16 protein-coding genes and 2 pseudogenes are annotated in these 19,888 nt (G+C 46.1%); 2 read left to right on the forward strand and 16 right to left on the reverse strand.

Annotation, left to right across the window (positions count from 1 at the left end):
- Window positions 1-121 precede the first annotated feature (121 nt).
- Window positions 122-2,470, forward strand: coding sequence for a helix-turn-helix domain-containing protein (locus L6H98_RS10625; RefSeq protein ID WP_236414951.1), 2,349 nt, complete (start codon window positions 122-124; stop codon window positions 2,468-2,470).
- A 300-nt stretch (window positions 2,471-2,770) separates the two neighbouring features.
- On the opposite strand, the gene L6H98_RS10630 is transcribed toward L6H98_RS10625, so the two are convergent.
- The 16 genes and pseudogenes from L6H98_RS10630 to recQ all read right to left on the reverse strand — a co-directional run bounded on the left by L6H98_RS10630 (window position 2,771) and on the right by recQ (window position 18,933).
- Window positions 2,771-4,492 carry a helix-turn-helix domain-containing protein gene (locus tag L6H98_RS10630; RefSeq protein WP_236414952.1) on the reverse strand — a complete coding sequence of 574 codons (1,722 nt, stop codon included), beginning with the start codon at window positions 4,490-4,492 and terminating at the stop codon, window positions 2,771-2,773.
- 114 nt (window positions 4,493-4,606) lie between these two features.
- Window positions 4,607-5,383, reverse strand: coding sequence for a (2Fe-2S)-binding protein (locus tag L6H98_RS10635; RefSeq protein WP_236414953.1), 777 nt, complete (start codon window positions 5,381-5,383; stop codon window positions 4,607-4,609).
- 1 nt (window position 5,384) lies between these two features.
- Window positions 5,385-6,425: an iron-siderophore ABC transporter substrate-binding protein gene (locus L6H98_RS10640; RefSeq protein WP_236414954.1), complete on the reverse strand. Its 1,041-nt coding sequence runs from the start codon at window positions 6,423-6,425 to the stop codon at window positions 5,385-5,387.
- A 135-nt stretch (window positions 6,426-6,560) separates the two neighbouring features.
- Window positions 6,561-7,070, reverse strand: a complete 510-nt coding sequence (locus L6H98_RS10645; RefSeq protein ID WP_236414955.1) for a hypothetical protein — start codon at window positions 7,068-7,070, stop codon at window positions 6,561-6,563.
- On the reverse strand, window positions 7,067-7,510 hold the full coding sequence (locus tag L6H98_RS10650; protein ID WP_356722730.1) for a nucleotidyltransferase family protein: 444 nt from the start codon (window positions 7,508-7,510) through the stop codon (window positions 7,067-7,069). Before L6H98_RS10650 ends, L6H98_RS10645 begins: the two co-directional genes overlap by 4 nt.
- Before the next feature lie 86 nt (window positions 7,511-7,596).
- Window positions 7,597-8,208 carry a bis(5'-nucleosyl)-tetraphosphatase (symmetrical) YqeK gene (gene yqeK / locus L6H98_RS10655; protein WP_236414956.1) on the reverse strand — a complete coding sequence of 204 codons (612 nt, stop codon included), beginning with the start codon at window positions 8,206-8,208 and terminating at the stop codon, window positions 7,597-7,599.
- A gap of 26 nt (window positions 8,209-8,234) precedes the next feature.
- Window positions 8,235-8,789: a YfiT family bacillithiol transferase gene (locus L6H98_RS10660; protein ID WP_236414957.1), complete on the reverse strand. Its 555-nt coding sequence runs from the start codon at window positions 8,787-8,789 to the stop codon at window positions 8,235-8,237.
- Between the two features lie 140 nt (window positions 8,790-8,929).
- Window positions 8,930-9,361, reverse strand: a complete 432-nt coding sequence (locus L6H98_RS10665) for an NUDIX hydrolase (RefSeq protein ID WP_236414958.1) — start codon at window positions 9,359-9,361, stop codon at window positions 8,930-8,932.
- Between the two features lie 157 nt (window positions 9,362-9,518).
- Window positions 9,519-9,815, reverse strand: a pseudogene (locus L6H98_RS10670) (serine/threonine protein kinase); the annotation flags it as partial.
- A 116-nt stretch (window positions 9,816-9,931) separates the two neighbouring features.
- Complete coding sequence (locus tag L6H98_RS10675; protein WP_236414959.1) at window positions 9,932-10,423, reverse strand: hypothetical protein; 492 nt, start codon at window positions 10,421-10,423, stop codon at window positions 9,932-9,934.
- A 214-nt stretch (window positions 10,424-10,637) separates the two neighbouring features.
- Window positions 10,638-11,111 carry a hypothetical protein gene (locus tag L6H98_RS10680; RefSeq protein WP_236414961.1) on the reverse strand — a complete coding sequence of 158 codons (474 nt, stop codon included), beginning with the start codon at window positions 11,109-11,111 and terminating at the stop codon, window positions 10,638-10,640.
- A 273-nt stretch (window positions 11,112-11,384) separates the two neighbouring features.
- On the reverse strand, window positions 11,385-11,870 hold the full coding sequence (locus L6H98_RS10685) for a GNAT family N-acetyltransferase (RefSeq protein WP_236414962.1): 486 nt from the start codon (window positions 11,868-11,870) through the stop codon (window positions 11,385-11,387).
- 187 nt (window positions 11,871-12,057) lie between these two features.
- Window positions 12,058-12,589 (reverse strand): annotated as a pseudogene (locus tag L6H98_RS10690) (GNAT family N-acetyltransferase).
- A gap of 301 nt (window positions 12,590-12,890) precedes the next feature.
- On the reverse strand, window positions 12,891-13,436 hold the full coding sequence (locus L6H98_RS10695; protein ID WP_236414963.1) for a GrpB family protein: 546 nt from the start codon (window positions 13,434-13,436) through the stop codon (window positions 12,891-12,893).
- Between the two features lie 718 nt (window positions 13,437-14,154).
- Complete coding sequence (locus tag L6H98_RS10700; RefSeq protein WP_236414964.1) at window positions 14,155-16,161, reverse strand: B12-binding domain-containing radical SAM protein; 2,007 nt, start codon at window positions 16,159-16,161, stop codon at window positions 14,155-14,157.
- 891 nt (window positions 16,162-17,052) lie between these two features.
- On the reverse strand, window positions 17,053-18,933 hold the full coding sequence (gene recQ, locus L6H98_RS10705; RefSeq protein WP_236414965.1) for a DNA helicase RecQ: 1,881 nt from the start codon (window positions 18,931-18,933) through the stop codon (window positions 17,053-17,055).
- 351 nt (window positions 18,934-19,284) lie between these two features.
- On the opposite strand from recQ, the gene L6H98_RS10710 reads away from it, so the two are divergent.
- A complete protein-coding gene (locus L6H98_RS10710; protein WP_236414966.1) occupies window positions 19,285-19,800 on the forward strand; it encodes a DUF5412 family protein in 516 nt (171 codons plus the stop codon).
- Window positions 19,801-19,888 lie beyond the last annotated feature (88 nt).

Genomic DNA, 19,888 nt, shown 5'->3' on the forward strand with positions numbered 1-19,888 from the left:
TTTTTCAATTTTGATCTGTTCTAATTCCGTTGGTGTGATATATAATGGACTGCACACAACTGTTGAGATCATCGAATTTTATTGTAAGCGCTACCACATCTGAGGTAAGGAGGGGATTGCCATGAGGGGACTTTTAGACATAAAAAATAACTCCATGTTCGTGAAACTGCTCCTATCGATGACTGCCATAGCTTTGATCACTGTTGTTCTCATTTCTTCGGTCACTTACATGATTTCGGCTGATAACAGTGTCCGTAATGCCATCAGTTATAATGAATCTGTCTTGACTCAGCAGAAGGAGCTGATTCATAAGGAGCTGACCACCATCAGAAATGCGGCCAATAGTCTGCTGATGGCTCAATCCTATGTGTACCATACCATCGGAGGCAAGCTCTCTGTTAGTTCATTAATTGATCTATCCACTCTTGTAGAAGAGCAAAAAAAGCTCAGTCCCTACATCGATTCCATCTATCTATACTACGCCCCGCTTGAACTTGTCCTGACATCACGTCCGGAGATAAAGACATCTCCTATATCCGACTTTGCTGACCAGTCCTGGCTGGATACCTTAAATCAAGACTCAGCATCTCGTACTGTCTGGTTAACCGGAAGATCGAACGGGTTTTCTCCGGAACATCCTGCGACCTCCCTGATTCAGAAGATGCCGCTGATTGGCCAAGTGGAGGGCGCGATTGTCATTAATTTGAATCTGGATCGACTTTTCGCCGACTACTTAAGTCATTACAATAGCAAGAAAGGCACCATCATGGTCATTGGTCCACAGGGTGAACTCCTCTATTCCGATGCTCATGACAGAGAAGCCCTTCTTCAGCAGTGGGATGCTGAACAGGTAACATCGGAGAGCGGCTACTATATTGGTGATTCTGATCAGATCGTATCCTACACTGCATCCAATATGACAGGCTGGCGATTCGTCGATATCACCGAACGATCCGTCCTTCTGCAAGGCATGAATCGAATTAAAGTCCTCATTTGGACAGTCGCCATCCTATATATAACGGCTGCTGTTGCTATTTCCTATGTTTTATCGAGAAGATTATATCGTCCGCTGCAAAGTGTGATTTCCTATATTGTGAGCTCGGAAGAATCCGAACGACGCGACAGATCCGGTGTTCCCAGCAGCACGGATGAAGCCGGCTTTATCCGTCATTCCTTTGAGCAGATGACACGTAACCGCGATATTTTAATCAAAGAAAAGCTGAAAGTGGATGAACTCCTCACCGGAAATCGCACGGCCATTAAGGAAAAGTATCTGAACGATTTAATCCAGGGCAACGTGCAGGAAGAAGCCGCAGACAGACCGGACCATGCGGCAGAACTGCTTGGATTACAGCTTGATTTCAATCGTTTTGCCATCCTGACCCTTGAACTCGAGGAGCAACAGCCGTTGAGAGGATCGGAGGATCTATTTCATTCCCATCTGCTCCAGTACGGTCTGATGGAAGAGCTGGGAAAGGATATCGACGGAGAAATTTTTGTCAAAGACAGCAGGCACACGGTCATCCTTCTCTCCTTGCATTCGGATGCCGATGATACCTTTCCTGTAGAACAAGCCAGAAGTCTCAAATCATATTTTCTCAGTCGTTATGGGATCTCTGTGACCATCGCTGTCAGCCGTATTCACTCCGGAGAACAAGCCGTGCGTACAGCTTACAACGAGACACAGGAGGCACTAAATATGAAAATCTATATTGGGAAGGGCGAAATTCTGCCCTATTCGATCCTTGATGAGTGGAAATCGGAAGAAGGTACCTACTATTATCCGTACGAACTCGAAACGAAGCTGCAGCAATCCCTGCTGAAGACGGATAAAGAGGAATGTACTGCCGTGATCCGGGCCATCACCCGGGAGGTGCTGAAGCAAAGGCTGGGTAAAGCCAATATTCATCAGCTGTATGTCCAATTGAGCGGGGAGTTGGTCAAAACACTCGTTCAGACTGGCGGCGAGGTGACCGCTGTTATCGGTGAAGGATCGTCTTATACCGATGCACTGGCGCGGGCCGAAACCGTTCAGGATATGGAAGAATGTGTCTTAACGATATGCAGCAAGATTATCGACTACCACCGGGAGAAGCGCTCCAAAATGACGGATGTGACCCTTCAGCTGGCAACGGAATTCATGGACAACCATTATAATAAGAATATATCTGTGGATAACGTGGCAGAACATGTAAAACGCAGCTCGTCCTACTTGGGTCGCATCTTCAAAGAGTCAACGGGCATGACGGTTAATGACTATCTCATCCAGCTGCGCATCAAGCGCGCCATGGAGCTGTTGAAGCAGACAGATGCCTCCGTTGAGGAGGTCTGCCGGGAGATTGGATACGCGAACGTCAGCTATTTCAATAAAATCTTCAAAGCCAGAACGGGACTTACCCCGGGTCAATTTCGGCACCAACAAGCGGCAGATCAACGATTAACGCAGGGAAAGGGTCCCAAAACCTCCTAATTCGGTCCATTCGCGAACCAAGAGCCGAACAGCCTGCCGCGTAGATACTTTCCCTAATTTCAACATATTCTGTGATCTCATGAAATTTAATTCCTAGGGTCTGTTGATTCGATTCGAAAAAAGGTTGACCCAACCTCCATATTCCGGTGTTCGTGGCATTCCATGCTCAGCGATATATCACTGGGACGATTCACCTTGTAAGGTGATATAGATAGAAACCGCCCCTTAGATATATGGTTGCGCCCACTTCCATTTTCCAAGGAACGGTTTCTTTTCGTTTTATAATGTTCAGAATGGCTTTCAAGCCAACAGTGCCTGAGCAATCTGATCGATAATACCATTGATACCCGTTGGTCCATAACAGCCGATCCATGTCGCGGCATCTACCGAGTATATTCGCTGTCGGTCATCCGTATCCAACATCCCCCAGACACTTTGCTCTGTCGCTGACATTCCCTCCTCCATGATTTCATTGCTCAGCAAAAAGTAGTGGCTAGCATGTACAGCCGGCAGTCTGTCGACTGAAATATGATAAGCCGTGTCGGAGGGATCGGCTACAAATAACGGAGCTGGCAACCCAAGGTCACGGTACAGCACAGCACCTGTACGATGTGAGGCCGTATGTACCCGCACCATCGACTCAAACGGGCGAATCAGTGCCACGCTCTTGCCTGCCAGCACTGGGGCAAGTTCTTCTGACAGCAATGCGGTTCGTCGATGATAGTCCGCAAGTATTTGCTGTGCCTCTGCTCGCTTGCCTGTCAGTTCACCGAACAGGCTCAGAATCGTCTGCCAGCTCTCATTGCGCTTAAACATGAGGACTGGAGCGATTCGGCTTAACCGTTCATAATGCGGATCATGCACCTCGGTACAAATAATGAGATCCGGAGCCAGTCGTTCCACTGCGGGCAGATCGGGGTACTCATAGGTTCCGAGCAATTCGGTTCCCTGAAGTTTTGCCCGAATATATTGAGGGAAATGGAACGCCGCACTCCCCGATCCTACGCTTCCTGCCGGGGACAACCCAAGCGCAAGCAAATGATCTGCATATTGAACATCGAGCACGGCGATACGCCGTGGAGATGCGGTAACCTCATATTCACCTCGCATATGGCAAATCACCGGGCCTTGGGACGACTCATACCAAGAAGCCATGCGGGTTTGCAGCAAGGAATACGCAGAGAGCGCACCTGTTCTGGAAGAGGCATTACGCCGGTAGAGCTGCGGAGGGACACCATAATATTTCTTAAACGCCCTACTGAAATAATACGTGTCGCGATACCCCATTCTCTCAGCGATTTCGCCGATGGGAGCATCCGTATGACGCAGCATCCGCGATGCACTCTCCATCCGCAGCTGGATGACGTATTCCATCGGTCCGAGCTGCTTCTCTTGTTTGAACCGTCGCTGCAGCTGTCTTACGCTGCATCCGGCAAGTGCCGCCAGCTCTTTAAGCTCCAGATTCTGACGATAATGCCCTGCTATATACGCAGCGACAACATCCACCATGTCTGATTCCGCTCCGCCCTGACCACGTTCATACTCCATAATGAGTTCGTAGAGCATCCCCTGCATCAGCGCATTGGCGTGAAAACGTTCCAGCCCTTCGCCCCGGCTCCATTTGGCCGCGATTTTCTCCGCCATCTGAACCCATTCCGCCTGGGTTCCAGGGTGCTGAACAAACGAAGTGCGCAGCGGGTGTTTGCGATGCGAGGGCAAAACAAGGGAGGCTCCCTCCATGGAGGATGCCTTGTACATGATCACGATATAATCCATGTTGTCTGAGCTGGCAGTCAGCGTAAAGGATGATCCTTTAACCACATGAGCAGCAAAAGAAGCCCCAATGCGGCAAACTTCACCATTCATTGAGAGCTCCCCTTCTCCGCCTCCTGCCAGCAGCAACAGATTCGATGTCAATTCGGTTTCGCTAAGCACACTGCCTGTCTGTAAAATACCGCTATACACGTCAAGCACCTTGATCGTCGTATCACTCCATAGACTTGTCTGTTCTTGCAGCGGCATACTTCTCTCATCTCCTGACAATAGCATCCTTCGCTAACGTGAACCCACCTGACTAGACTTACGACTATTAAAATACAAGCGAGCCCGTTAGCAAAGGTAAAGTTGTTGCTGCTGTCATTTTAATTGAGATTCATTCTCATTGTCAATTTTCGGACATTTTCTGCAATATTCCCCGGACATCTGGTAGTAAAAACAACAGGTGAGGCGCTTGTTCTTCGCAACCGGAACGTTGTCCTTCTTTTCGGTGAATCGAGTAAACGGATTCTTTCTTAGGCCAAAGGTTTGTCCAGACGCTATTTGAGTCAGATATGAAAAATCGGCTTGAATATGCTGGCTTTCTGGCCCAACATCGTCTACATCAGGAGTATACAGCGGAGCAATACGCACCATCATATTTTCCCAGAGGACACTCATCGAAAGAGGGCCAACGGTAGCAAGCGTCTGTAACAGCGGCGAAAGCCGTACCGCAAACAACTCCTCGATCATCTCTTTCCGCCAAACTTCCCTGTCTTCCGTTAGCGTTTCTGCCCGAAGCCCGTTCACGGCGAGAAAAGGAAAACGTGTTCCGCCTTCAGTAGCTGTAAGAGTCGAATGGTAGAGGTAGCTGTTGTCCAACGAGAAGGACATTTTCTGATGATGAAAGGTCATCGCGGTCAGCAACGGGGCAATCCACAGATAGCCGATTCGTTTAGCCAGCATAGAGGCAGCAACCCTCATGTCAGGTGCACCGATATACTCCGTAAGCCAGCTTACATACTCGCGGCATGCAGCTTCTTCATGCAACTGGCTTAGAGCAATGGTACGGAGACTATCTTCAGGTGGATCGCCAATCCTGAGTGAGTAGTCTTTCACCGTTTGCTGCCATACATCCGTCGACAGATAATGGTCCATTTTAATTCGATCCCAACAGCGCTTCCGATGCCTGATCTGCAATAATATTAATGGCAATTGGACCATAGTAAGCGATCCAGAGCGTTGCATTCACGTTATATGCGCGGTTATTTTTGACGGCATCCAGGGATTTCCATACCGAACTGTTCTCCAAAACCTCAGCCTCTGCAGCAAACAACTCATCGGATAGCAGGAAATAATGATCTGCCCCAATATCAGGGACCTTCTCCATCGAAATTTCAACGGAGGTGTCGTCTTTGATCTCCTGGACGAGCGCAGGGGCCTTTAAGCCCAAGTCCTCATACAGAATGCCGCCTGTCCGATGCTCAAGACCATGTACACGAATTCCTTCCTTTCTCGGGCGAATCAGCGCTACCGTTTCATCTCCCAGCTTCTCCGACAGCTTCGCCCGCAGGCCGACGATTTTGTCCTCATAAGCCTGACGCACAGCCTCAGCCTCTGCCTGCTTGCCTGTGATCGTACCGATCGTGGCTAACGTATCCCGCCAATCCTCGTAGAAGTCGAGTACGATCGTCGGCGCAATTTTGCTGACATTCTCATACTCTTTCTCCTGAAAGTCGGTCATTAAAATAAGATCCGGATTCAATGCTACAATTGCCTCCAGGTTGGGCTCGTCCCGTGTACCCAGAACCTCTACATTCCCTAGCTGATCACTCAAATATTCCGGAAATGTGGTATTCCCTCCAGCGATAACGCTACCTGCGGGCTGCTCGCCAACGGCCAGCAATTGATCCACAAATTTCACATCAAGCACAGCAATGGTCTTCGGCTTCTCGGTTAGCGTGTATTCCCCTTTCATGTGCGAGATTGTGACAGGATAGGCTGCCGTCGTCTGAGACTCTGACTCCGAAGGTGTCTCCGTTGGCGTTGCAGCAGGCTCATTGCCCCCATTCGTACCTGCTCCGGCACCACAAGCCGTCAGCACAAGTACAAGTCCCAGCAGCAAGCCCATTAAAAATCGTGATTTTTGAGCGGCAAATACCTTGCTTCCGGTTGCTCGCCCCTTTGTCCCTTTATTCATGATGACTCCCCCTTATATATGATAATGATTTTCATTATCGAATTATAAGGCGAGTATAAACGATCTCCACATCGCGTTGCCATGTACTTTTGCGACATTTCAGCCGGACTAATGCGACATGGTACTCCCACTTCTCTAATTCTCCATTTCAAACCTGGTTTGAAGCTCTTGAACAAATACTTCGATGGGTCTGTTATAGTCGATGGGTTTGTAAATTATTCTATTATTCCACTTGTGCCGTATGTCTTGATCTCTATAATCATTATCTTCAGTTTCAACCGACTTCATCACAAGCATAATTTCATTCATCGTACTTATAACACTTCGGCTATCCGTTTTGGTTATCGTCTTCTCGTTACATTGTTCTAAATAATATTTCGCGAGGTGATCGGGAACTTCCTCAACAGCCAAATAAGCCTCCAAATTCTCTTTAAAGACTCCTGCCAGTTTACTGGCCTGATTCGTTCTAATCCCAGTAACCGTTAAGCTTAATCTGGAACAATCATTCATAAACACATAATGTTTTCTGCCATATAACGTAAAAAAGTTCACATGCCAACTAAAGAAAGAATCCGTATCTCCGATGGTTTCTGGTTTGACATTTAGATCTTTTAATGTTAATTGGGTTGCTTTGAATATAATCATGCACTAATCCCCCCTTTGTGCTCTCTGCAGTATTCATTGTACCCTACTCCTATGACTGTTCCATGCAGATAAACTAAAGCCGCTGCGCCTACCACGGTATAACATTCAATTCCGGCCATATTCTTTTCCACTTCTTGTGTTTTGTTATATAAAGTGGCTGTTGTAGGCCACGAGTCAATTGCTTCCTCTAATGATAAATATGGCTTAAGATCAATTCCGAATTTATCTTTGTACCATAAATGAACCCTTGCTTGATTTTTTACATCAACTTTAATGGGCAGCTTACAATATACTTCTTTACATTTATTTATTATTCGATCTTCTTTTTCATAGGAAAGGTCAGTATCAAAATAAATAATATCAATGTCATCAATGCCGTATCCTAAAGGATTCCCTAACAAGTAGTTCCAAACGGTCTGTGCAATACAGCCAGCACCAATATAATATTCTGTTAACTCCGTTTTTCGAGTTTAAGGTACACAACGTAGATTCTATGTTATCGGATGTTCTTGCCTTCTTCGAACGACTAAACCAAGTCCTTCAATTCATTATAAGCGTCTCTAAGCCATGGATGAATAACTCTTAGGTTTTCTCGCTGTTTCCATAAAAAATGAATATATTCGAATGCTGCATGGTTCAACGAATCATCTAGCTTCTGCGTAATCTGATGTAAATATGGAGGTTCACCAGCTTGATCCCACTCTATCTTATCTGCAACAAACAAAACCTTGTCTAAAATAGTTGAATTTTTCTTGAGTGTCGTGTGACATCCAACTGCATCAAGAACTTCCTGATCCTTAATGTTAAAAATATCTCTAGCCATTTCTTTCGATATCTTCTGATGGATTATCATTGGAAAAGTCTCTTCTTCAGGCAGCACCTCAATACCCAGATCATAAGAAACTTGAATCCTTACATCATTAGAATATACCGCACTTATATCATGTAAATATCCAGCGATTTCGGCTGAATCCTTATCAGCATGATATCGATCAGCTATCTTTCTCGCTTCTTTGCCTACCCTGACACAATGTTCCGCAGTTTTGGGGCAGCCATTATCCACTAAAAAGTTATATATATCATCCTTGAGATTTCCCGACAAGGTATTTATAACAAGATTATTATATACTGACTTCATGGAGTCCCCCCCTAAAGATTCATTGATCATACCGTATGAATTTCCGATAACATTCCCGTATCTACGACGTCCGACGGAGTCGGGTATGTCCGGCTGTTCCGGCGTTTGTTGTGCCATATAAATCTTTGAACTACAATCCCTAATGTAATTGTCCCTAATACTTCGGTTTGTATCGTTCGTTTAAAATCGTTTTGATCTAATCCAATTAGTAGATAGAAAAATCGATGGTGTAGTAATTCAATAAGTGCTAGTGAATTTTCTATTGGTAATCCCTTATAGTCATTTAATTCTGCCCATAGATCTTCTCGATAGGTAGTTGCTAATGGGTTTTCTTCCGTTAGTCCTCTTTTGAATCGTAGATATGCGTTCATATCATTATCAGCTATATGATGAATGATTTGTTTTATGGTCCAGCCATTCATTCGATATGGAGTAATTAGTGTGTAATCTTTACGTCCATTTAGCAATGCTTTTAGTTTTATTATTAGTTCTGGAATTTGATGAATGAGATTACATAATTGTTCACCTGATAGATTCTTTTGGGGCTGAAAATGTCCAATGGGATATCTAATTGGATCCATTGAGTTTCTCTGCGATGCGGTTAGTCTGTGCAGGTGTGTCCTCCTGTTTCCTCTCCCTGCTATTCCCGTTCGGGCGACCGAGGAGCTCCCCATGCTCCGAAGCGTGGATATGATATTACAATACCTCCCTTGAGCCACATTCAAAGTAATCCCTTTTTACCTTCATTAAAATACGTACTTTCATTTCCATGAATTAAGTTTTTAAATCCGCCTTTATAATAAGGTATCAATTCATCTGCCTGTTCTATGTCCAACCAAGCTATTTCTGAGATTTCATCTGGTCTAATTATTTGTTCTTTACCGCCTATTATTTCTGCCCTAAAAGTAATAAAAATGGCATGTTCATTTATGTTTTCAAATTTGCACTCGTTGATTGCCACAATTCCATAGACTTTAACTTCAAGTCCCGTTTCTTCTTTTACCTCGCGAATAGCAGCTTGATCTAATGTTTCATTTAATTCAACAGCTCCCCCAGGAAGAGACCAACTTGATCGACCAGAATTCTTAACTGCTAGAACTTTAGTTTTGGACTGGTCTGTTATTAGTGAGTACACTACATCGACTCGTTTCATTGAGATCATATCCCTTCTACACTGCATATCTTACATATACCGTTCCTGTATTTACGATCTCAGCGAATGCTAAGGTGTTTGGCCCCTGCAGGACCAAGGGCTAATGCGCTGTTATGAATATTATGTTATGCGATGCCTCTGCCCTCTTCGAAACATTTCAAAATTCCTTATTCTTATTCCAAGCATTAGAAAATTCTCTAACAGACTGATACCTTTTTTTGCTTGTCATCATTAATTGCATTGCAAGCCACATAATAAAGTTTTTGGTTGGCTTCCCATTTCTCTTAGGATCGATCAAATTCTCCACCCAATAGCCCAAATGCAATGGCTCCCGTATTATAAACATTAGTTCGACTATCAATTTCTGCTCCTACTTGAAACTCCTCAGCAGACATGAATCGTGATGATATCCCCAAAGCCTCCCCATAATATTGTAAAATGGTTTCCTTTGATAACTTAAGCCGGGGCGTGTATTGTCTGAATAAACTTCTACGTCTAACTTCCGACAATCAAGGGCCGTATGCCTCGCAGCGTAGATGCATTGTTATATGATTGGACAGGCCTCCTGAACTACTTACTATCCCTATTTCTATTTTTGATACTTTCTTGCCATCTTTCTATTAACTTGTCGTAGCTCAAGTACCAACTTTTTTTAATTTCAAAATTAAAATCATCAAATATTATAATGTAATTATTTCGGTACTGTTTATTTAATTGTTTCACATCAAAGACTATGCAGTTCTCCTCCGATTCAATAATCTCTTCATTCAGACAACTTAGATATTCTTCTTTTGTCGGCATTCTTATAAATTCTGTAGGAATAAATCTACTACAATTTATATATGAAACTCCTTTAAAACAAACTATCAATTCGTCATAATATATACTTTGAGAGCCTGTTAATACTAAAGTATCACCCTTGAATTCACTCATAATAAAATGATCAATATTAGTGTTTTTAATAAGTTCTGAAAGATATCTGATTTTAGATTCTATCTTTAAATCACTGCAAAGTATGGTTATTAACTCGTTGAAATAAACAATTCTATCTTCTTTATTCACTTTGGGTGATAATTCTCCTTTCAGATTTCATTACTGTCCTTTCTCATAATGTTCTTTTATTTACGAAACGCCCCAGCTTTAGATAGCTCTTATCTTAAGCTGGGGCGTTTGTTGTCTGAGTCTCTTCCATGATTATACATCTGGCAACCAAGGGGCGGTAGCCTCGAACCGTGAATACTATGTTATAGGATGTACCCGACTTCTTGAACATCTATCAAAATGTCTTATAATAAATGTTTTTTAAATATTTTTGATTTCCATAACGAATCTCTTTTGGATAGTCTACGCTGCATATGTCCAATTTCAGTAAATCATCATTACTCTCTTTTATTTTGCTTTTGATTTCCGCCCTTGAGTGAATACTCCAGATTTTATCTCTTATCTGCCTTCCAAAATTAACTTCACAACGAACTCCTAATTTCACCATATTATACTGATCGGTAAAGTCTTGAAACAAATCTATTAATATAAAACTTTCCCCATCATTTTTATTTAAAAATACAAAGACATCTCCTTTTCCAGCCCTACATGTTCCTTTGCCATAAGATAAATATTGGTTATATAATTCCGCTAAATCATAATTTATATTAAACGTTTTCATCAATTCTTCTAGACTGGATGCTTCATCTACATCATCTATCAAATCAAAAAATGATAAATAAAAAGAATATTCAATATATTCCTTCATAGCTTACTCCTCTTCGATTTATTCAAAATGTTTTTTCGGACATTTCCTATAACGTTGTTTGTTCACGAGCCCGAAAGGCTTAAGCTGCCCATCAATCAAGCACAGCGATTGATTCTTGCCGGGCGGCTCCACCACTTAGCCTTGCAGGGCTGTCCGGCTGAATCTACTTCTTGGCTTCCCAACTTCTGCCGGACCGAGGAGCGAATGCGACGATGCGTGAACATGTTGTTAGATAATGATTCCTCTTTTTCGAGATTACTTCCAAATTGCCCTTCACATGTTTATAATAAATCCTGTTTTCTTTCCTTTAACAAATCCTGTTCTTTCATAAAAATTATGTACTTCATCTCTCTGAGATCCCGTCATTAGCATCAGTTTATAACAATTCATTTCTTGGCCAATTTTTTTGGCCTTTTCTATAGCCATCTGACCAAAACCTTGTCTCCTAAAATCCTTATGTGTTATTACATTCTCGATTAATCCGTACGGTCTTGCATTCCTTGTAAGATTTTTAATGATTACAAGTACACAAGATGCAACAATTATACCATCATGTTCGACAACTATTATGTTCATGTTCTTATCATCTAAAATTTCATTCCAGTAATTAGACAATTCTTGACCTCTAATCAGTTCTGGATCATCTGGTTGCAGGAACTTATAAAGTAATAAAAGATTTTCTAATTCATCAACATGGATTAATCTAACTTCAGTCACTGCAATGCACCTGCTTTCAAATTTGGTTTTAGGCAGTTTCACCTAACGTTTCCGTGTTCACGACGTCCCACCACCTTAAGGACCCGTAGGATCCGGCCGCGGTGCGGATGTGTCCCGGCAACAACTTCCTTGACTTTATCTTCCGGGAATCGAGATGGCTTGACTGTCGATACGTGAACACATTGTTATATGATGTATAGACCCTTTTTCGAAACTCCCGGAAATCAATTTACATTTTTTTTCTCACATGATAAAGAACATGTTTTTCTAAAGGATTATTCTTTTCAACTTTTGGATGATGGAATGTATTAATATAACTCATGCAAACTTGATCATTACTCTTTTTGAGGGTTCATTAATATCAGCTGTAAAACAATATACTTCCTCAAACCCCAAGTTGTTAAAGCCATATTGCAAACATGCTGTAGCACCTTCAGTTGCATATCCGTAACCCCACGCATCTTTTTTGAGTCTCTAACCAATTTCGATACATGGAGTAAAACTGGCTTCAAATGTTGCTCTGTGAAATCCAATAAACCCAATGAAGTCATCATTTCCCTTTACTTCGACAGCATACAATCCAAAGCCAGTTTCCTTAAATTCCGATTCAATTAATTTATAAAAGTCTTTTGTTTCTTCAGTTGATAAGGTCTTAGGAAAATACTTCATTACTTCTTTATCTGCATTAAGAAGACTAAATGGATCTAGTCGGTTTCTCTCCAATCACGAAAACGTAACCTCAGCGTTTCAAAATAGATCATATCACTCATCTCCAATTTAAGTGATTGGTTGTTCTGCTTTAATAGTCTGTTAAATCAATAAAGAGGTATATGCTATACCGAGAGATAATGATTTGTATATGATTTTATCCATCTTGCGCTGATTTCCCTATAACGTTTTTGTGTTCCTGACGTCGTTTCCCCTTAGATAGCTCTTATCTTAAGGAAATCGATGTGTCTGTCTGAATCTGCTTCAATGAAAAATTCCTCAGGCAGACCGGGCGACGACAGTCGAGAAGTTGGAACACTTTGTTATCGGATGTCTTCGTCTTCCTGAAATACTCTACAAAACATCTTTGTACTCATTCATTATCCTCGTAACAAATTCTGTCTTTCCTTCAGTATAGGCTTTGCGATTGTTTCTGAATTTACTTGACAGTTGGATCTTCAAATTTGTGTACTCAGATACCAATAAGGGATACTTTCTTAATATGTCTCGAAACATGATATGTCTTTTTAGTTCATTACTTTCTCTATTGCATACGTATAGATGATGTTCGTGCTTCACATAGCCTTCACTACTGTAAGGTACATAAACTTCCTTTCTTGCAAATGCCTCTCTGTTCTTAATTCCTAAATCACCTTCGTGTACATATCCCAGTTCGTCTAACCTCTTGATTACCCCTGGTAGGTACTCCATAGATTCAATTACTACATCAATATCAATGATTGGCTTGGCTGCAAGATTCGGTACCGCTGTACTTCCAACATGCTCAATTCGTAATGCTAGACCACTAAGTTTATTGGATAAAATTGATTCTATTATATTGAATGCTTTTGGCCATTCTTCATTATATTCTTCTATAATTACTGGTTTTTGATTCTTCATCGAATTCCCCTTGAGTTTATTTGATTTATATTTACGAATATTTCCGATAACATCTAATTGACATACTTCGTCACTACCACTCATTCCATCTATGATCTGAATTACGTATATGATAACTCATGTTGTGACATTTGCGAAGAATAATTTGGTGAAAAAAGGAAATTTAGTTCAGCAATCAATTCCCCCTGTCCATACAATCTTCCAGACTCTGAATACCTGAATATTTTTCGTACTAAACATATGTATATCGCTGGATTGTTCGCTCCACTCGTATGACCAAGCAGCTCCTGAATGTAGCACAGGTCTGTCCCGTTTACCAGCAAATCAGTGGTAAAGGGATGCCCTTAGGCGCATGAACGCTAACCTTTTTCACAATTCCAGCGCGTTGTCTGCCTTTGCAAAAACCTTCTGCATGGTCAACTCGGTAAGATCGATCAGAAGATTGCACCGGAAACAGCCAACGATATGGTCGATATTTAGCGATATCTCCACCATTCTGAAAAACAAAAAAAGGAAGGCCCTTCTTCATCCCCAATAGGGAATCCAATGACCTTCCGATGTTGAATGAAACTATTTGATGTTGTAAAAGACAGCACGGAACGCGGCTTGTGCAATGCAAGCCGCGTCGGGGTGAGGCGCTGCGCGCGATTCGGGCAGCACCTCACGAGGGATGCACCGCGTCAATGATCTCGCGGTGCCCTCCTCAGGCCGCTGCGCCCTACATGGCAGCGGCTTCTTCTCCCAGCGGCAGCATGTAATACTGCGCCTGCTGCCCTTCATGCTGCTGGTACACCACGACCAGCAGCGTCCGGCCTTTCGCGGCAAGCGGGCTGGCGCCAGCAAGCACCCGCTCAAGCCGGAACGGAAGCACGTCCAGTACGGCGTGCTTCTGCAGCTCTTTTTCGCCGAGTCCCAGATCGGCGAAAGAGCGTGCGCCCATGACCGTCTGTGCGGTCATGGCCGAGGTCATCGGCAGCGCACGCGAAGCGCTGCCGTCCCCTCCGTCCGCCGCTCCATCCCCGGCGGACACAAGCTCGCTGCCGTTCACACCCGCCGCATCCGCGGCAGTGTCTTCCCCGGCAGCAGCCGGACTGGCCGCAGCGGCAGGCGCACTCGTGCCGCTGCTTTCCAGCCATGCCGTGCCTGCGGCGCCGGCAATGCGCGGCAAACGAACGTCTTCCGGACGTTCAGCCAGCATTTTCATATAACCCGCCCACTGATCCTTCTCCAGCGCATCGTCCCACCAGATTTTGCGCGGTTTGTATTTGTGGCCAAGGAAATAGTCCAGCTTCATCAGGCCAAGCACGACATCCATATGGGGCGTGTTCCGCGACTCCAGGAAGCTGTACAATCGGGTGAACAAATCCTCCAACTGATGGCCGATCTTCTGCCAGCCCTGACCTTCCCAGTAGTCCCCGAACGCCTGGAAGAAATCGAACGGCGAATCGAATTCCTGCTCCATCAAATACTTCAACGTATGGTCCATCCGGTGTGCGTTCCAGTATTTCTCCAGCACGTCCTCCAGACGCTTCAAACGTACGATGTCGCTGAACGGCAGCACATGGCTGCCCAGAATTTCGTACGGCGCGTGATCCATATACGTGTAGTTGTACTTTTCCGCATCGAGACGCAGTCCGGTACCGCGCAGCATTTTCAGAAAGCCGAGCTGAAGCTCCTCCGGTCCCAGCGCAAACACGTCGTTAAACGTTTTGCGGAACGTATTGTAATCCTCTTCCGGCAGTCCTGCGATGAGATCCAAATGCTGGTCGATCTTGCCGCTGGCCTTGACCTTGTTGACCGTGCGGCTCAGCTTCGCAAAGTTCTGGCGGCGTTTCACCAGTTCGTTCGTCGGGTCATTCGTCGACTGTACGCCGATTTCGAACCGGAAAATGCCCGGCGGCGCATGCTCTGCCAAATAATCCAGCACCTCGGGACGCATAATGTCCGCCGTGATTTCGAACTGGAACACCGTGCCCTGATGGTTCTCGATCAGGAATTTGAACATCTCCATCGCATAATCGCGCTTGATGTTGAACGTGCGGTCCACGAACTTGATCAGCTTCGCGCCCTTTTCGATCAAATACAGAATATCCGCCTTCGTCCGCTCGATATCGTAATACCGCACGCCGACCTCGATGCTCGACAAACAGAACTGGCAGCTGAACGGACAGCCCCGGCTCGTCTCAAAATAAACCACCCGTTTCCCCAAATGCGGAATATCCTCGTCAAACCGGTGCGGCGACGGCAGATCGTTCAGGTCTGCCTTCGGGCGCCCCGGCATCACGATGACTTCTTCTCCTTTGCGATACGCCACGCCATAAACGAAATGATACTTCTGCGTCGTCGAAATTTCGGTCAGCAGCTGATGGAACGTCTCTTCTCCTTCGCCCATGACGATGAAATCGACGTTCTGGATGCGGTTCATCCAATATTCCGTGTCATACGATACCTCAGGACCGCCGAGCACGATTTTCACTTCAGGCATAACCTTTTTCAAAATATCGATAACCTTGATCGTCTCCTCGATATTCCAGATGTAACACGAAAACCCGATCACATCCGCACCGCGCTGGTACAGATCGGACACGATGTTCATGACCGGGTCCTTGATCGTATACTCGGCCAGTTCGATATCAAAATCCTTCTCGCTATACGCCTTCAGACAGCGAATCGCCAGCGAGGTATGGATATACTTTGCATTTAACGTCGAAAGAATAACCTTCATGCTTCACAACCTTTGCCTGGATCACCAGACCCTATTTTTCATTGCCAAAAGGAAAAGATTATCCGCCATTTTGCCTCAGATTCGCTCATTTCCAAGCCTTGCTTTACCATTCTTCAATCATCATTTTTCAAATCATTCATCAATCATCATTCATTCCACATATCACGGACATTTCGCCATTTCGTCCACCAAACAGTGGACACTATTTCCAAAAAGACATCCACTCGCCCGGCCCTTCAAACCGCTATATCTGGGCAAACAACCACTTTACCCATCTACATGTTGTGCTCCTTGGAAACAGCTCGCTCCACTCCCGAATGTCCGCCTTCTGAAAAGACAATCCAACTCAGTTTGTCCACTCTCAAAAGACATTCCGTGCACCCGGCGGCTAGGTCACCCCGTACTCAGGTTTGCTCCACGTTCCGACGTCCTTTTCCCATCGAAATCATACTGATCCAACTCCGAACTAATTCGAGCTAATCAAACCTAATCCGAAAACACCCGAACTTATCCGATCCGATCTAAACTTATAACTATAGAAACCGCATTAATCAATCACACAAGGCCACTGCGAGTGCAGTACCATCTTCCGATCGCTGTTATCCCAGATTTTTTGTTTCCCCTTTTCTAAGGGGACAATCCGGTGATAAGCCTATGCTTCCGATGCAGCTTTCTTTCAGAATGCTTTTAAGCGAACGCTTCGCTTCTCCAGATTGGTTCTGCCTCTCCGTTAACGTGTGTATGTTTTTTGCGGTTTATATACAGGTAATCTTATCCGTTGCAACTCTAACCACAGCAACCGATAAACCAAATCGTCATGTTCGACCGTACCCTCATTTATATCCAAATGTCCCAACTGATTTCCCCTAGTCCATCCGTCGATCCGACCTCTCATTCATATTCGTAAAAGAGATCGTCATCCAATCCCGCATCTTCGCCCTTCTGCTTTTGGAAAAATTCAAGAAACGGCTGTCCGTACTTGCGGTACTTCACCTCGCCGACCCCTTTGACGGTCAGCATGTCGCGTTCCGTCGCAGGGCAGACCACGCTCATCTCGCGCAGCGTGGCATCGTTGAAAATAATGTACGAAGGTACATGCTCCTTCGCCGCCAGATCGCGCCGGATCAGGCGCAGCTGCTCAAAGATCGTTTCGTTGACCGCCGAAGGCATCGCATCGCGGCCGCGACGGCCGCCGTAGTTCGTGCCCGAGGCGGTGGCCGCCGTTTTGCGCACGACCCGCTGCATCACTTCGCGCTGGCCTTTCAGCACCTCTACCGCCAAGGGCTGCAGCCGCACGACCGGATACTGTCCCTCGGACAGCATCAGATAACCTTCCGATACCATAACGTTGATGATCTCGGCAATCTCCCGTTCCGTACGGTTGCCCATCACGCCATAGGTCGGCAGGGAGTCGAAGCCGTAATCCAGCACTTTTTTCGCTCGTGATCCCTTAAGCACGGACGCCACCAGCGATACACCGTACCGCTCGCGCATGCGGTGAATGCAGCTGAAGATTTTTTGCGCGTCGATCGTCATGTCCACCAGTTCGCGGTCATCCGTGCAGGAGCTGCACATGCCGCACGGCTTGTCCTCATGCACTTCGCCGAAATAATCGAGCTGCGCGCTGCGCAGGCATCGCGTCGTATAACAATAATCGACCATCTGCTGCAGCTTGCGGTAATCGTTCGCCTTGCGGTCGCCCTCCATCGGGTTCTGCTCGATCAGGAATTTCTGCGTAATGATGTCCTGCGCCCCGAACAGCAAAATGCACTGGCTCGGCTCGCCGTCCCTGCCTGCGCGCCCGGCTTCCTGCACGTATGCTTCCATGTTTTTCGGCATATTGTAATGCAGCACGTAACGCACGTTGGACTTGTCGATCCCCATGCCGAAGGCATTTGTCGCGACCATCACCCGGATGTCGTCGTACAAAAACTGCTCCTGACTCTCGGCCCGTTCCTCGTCCGTCATGCCTGCATGGTAACGCCCTGCAGCAAGTCCCGCATGCAGCAGGCGTTGATGCAGATCGTCGACGTCCTTGCGGGTCGCGGCATACACGATGCCCGGCTCGTTCGCATGCTCGCGGGCATAGTTCAGGACGAAGTCCTTTTTGTTCTCGCCGCGCAGCACGCTGAACGCCAGATTGTCGCGCCCGAGTCCGGTCACGAACGTCTGCGGCTCATGCAATTGCAGCAGCCGCAGAATGTCCTGCATGACCTCGGGCGTCGCCGTTGCGGTAAACGCGGCCACCACCGGCCGCTCCGGCAAACTATCCACGAACGGCGCTACCGCCAGGTAGCTCGTCCGGAAATCATGGCCCCACTGCGATACGCAGTGCGCCTCATCCACGGCCACGCAGGAGATGGGCAGCTGCGCCATCTCGTCGCGGAACCAATCCAGCTCCAATCGCTCCGGCGCGACGTAGAGCAGCTTAAGCTCCCCGCGCTGCGCCGCGCGGATGCGGTCGTTCACCTCGCGACCGCTCAGCGTGCTGTTGATGTATGCCGCGGCAATGCCCGCCGTCGTCAGCGCATCGACCTGGTCCTTCATCAACGAGATCAGCGGGGAGACCACCAGGGTCAGTCCCGGGTACAAGAGGGCAGGGATCTGATAACAGATCGACTTTCCGCCCCCGGTCGGCATGATGCCCAGCGTGTCCGCCTGTTCAAGCAGGCTCGCCACAATCTTTTTTTGACCCTCACGGAAATCGGGGTATCCATAATATTTTTGCAGAAGACCCTGCGCTTCTTCCAAGGTCGCCATGTGCACGCTCATCTAAAGACTCCTAACTGTGTCACCGGCGTTCATTGCCGGCTTCGTTCATCCGATTCTGACATCCGATCACGGCATAAATGCCGTATCCTTGACAACAAAATGGCGTTCTCATGACTTGTCCGTCAAGCAAACGCCGCTTCTTCTAGTTTAACGTTCCACGCCCGAATGAGCAACCGTGTTTTGCAGTTCCGGGCAAGTGAGACAAATCCGGCGCAGGACATCCGCCAGATTACCATTCACTCTATTCTATCCTCTTCGTTCTGTCACAAAGTCGAAGCAAGTACCTATGGTCCCCTTCGCTAAATATGGTATTATATGTAATATATTTCTTTTTACGGAGGCCTCTACTGCATGGATCATAACGTTAACGACCAGACCGGCAAAACTTCGCGTCAGCCCTGGATCCACCGTCATCCGCTTTTTTCCGCGTTCACTTTTTTGTTGATCGGACTCGTTGTCGCAACGATGCTGTACATTAACCTGCGTCCCTACTTTTCCACCTTTGACCGCTCCCGCCAGGGAGACCTCGTCTACTCCATGCCTTCGCCAAGCGGTGAACTTGTCGCCGAAATGTACGGCGTGCCATACGGCGGCGCCCCGGGCGGCGCAACCCAGTGGGTCGATGTAAAAAGGCGGGGCTCTGATGACCTTTGGACCACCAAGACGATCTACCGTGCGGAATATCAAGGAAATAACCATTTGCAATGGGAAAACGAGCATACGCTCCGGATCGAAAATTGGAGCGAGTTCCGCGATGACAGCGTGACGCTGAACATCGAGGAGGACATTTACGACGGCTGGGGCTTTGCCTGCAAAAGCCTGCGCATGAAGGATGAATACGTCCGCTGCTACGGACCGGACGAATAAACCATAAACCAAAGGGACGGCGCACATGCTTGCCGTCCCTTTTCCATTCTTGATCCATTTTTTAGGAGATGATACAGGTTGATCCGAC

Source organism: Paenibacillus sp. JJ-223 (assembly GCF_927798175.1).
Taxonomy (GTDB): Bacteria; Bacillota; Bacilli; order Paenibacillales; family Paenibacillaceae; genus Paenibacillus; species Paenibacillus hubeiensis.

Excerpts from the sequence above, each read along its gene's own strand:
- L6H98_RS10635 (WP_236414953.1), bottom strand. The coding sequence starts at position 5,383 with ATGGACCATTATCTGTCGACGGATGTATGGCAGCAAACGGTGAAAGAC.
- L6H98_RS10680 (WP_236414961.1), bottom strand. The coding sequence starts at position 11,111 with ATGAAGGAATATATTGAATATTCTTTTTATTTATCATTTTTTGATTTG.
- L6H98_RS10660 (WP_236414957.1), bottom strand. The coding sequence starts at position 8,789 with ATGGATCCAATTAGATATCCCATTGGACATTTTCAGCCCCAAAAGAAT.
- yqeK (WP_236414956.1), bottom strand. The coding sequence starts at position 8,208 with ATGAAGTCAGTATATAATAATCTTGTTATAAATACCTTGTCGGGAAAT.
- L6H98_RS10625 (WP_236414951.1), top strand. The coding sequence starts at position 122 with ATGAGGGGACTTTTAGACATAAAAAATAACTCCATGTTCGTGAAACTG.
- L6H98_RS10700 (WP_236414964.1), bottom strand. The coding sequence starts at position 16,161 with ATGAAGGTTATTCTTTCGACGTTAAATGCAAAGTATATCCATACCTCG.
- L6H98_RS10630 (WP_236414952.1), bottom strand. The coding sequence starts at position 4,492 with ATGCCGCTGCAAGAACAGACAAGTCTATGGAGTGATACGACGATCAAG.
- L6H98_RS10665 (WP_236414958.1), bottom strand. The coding sequence starts at position 9,361 with ATGAAACGAGTCGATGTAGTGTACTCACTAATAACAGACCAGTCCAAA.
- recQ (WP_236414965.1), bottom strand. The coding sequence starts at position 18,933 with ATGAGCGTGCACATGGCGACCTTGGAAGAAGCGCAGGGTCTTCTGCAA.
- L6H98_RS10695 (WP_236414963.1), bottom strand. The coding sequence starts at position 13,436 with ATGAAGAATCAAAAACCAGTAATTATAGAAGAATATAATGAAGAATGG.
- L6H98_RS10645 (WP_236414955.1), bottom strand. The coding sequence starts at position 7,070 with ATGATTATATTCAAAGCAACCCAATTAACATTAAAAGATCTAAATGTC.
- L6H98_RS10640 (WP_236414954.1), bottom strand. The coding sequence starts at position 6,425 with ATGAATAAAGGGACAAAGGGGCGAGCAACCGGAAGCAAGGTATTTGCC.
- L6H98_RS10710 (WP_236414966.1), top strand. The coding sequence starts at position 19,285 with ATGGATCATAACGTTAACGACCAGACCGGCAAAACTTCGCGTCAGCCC.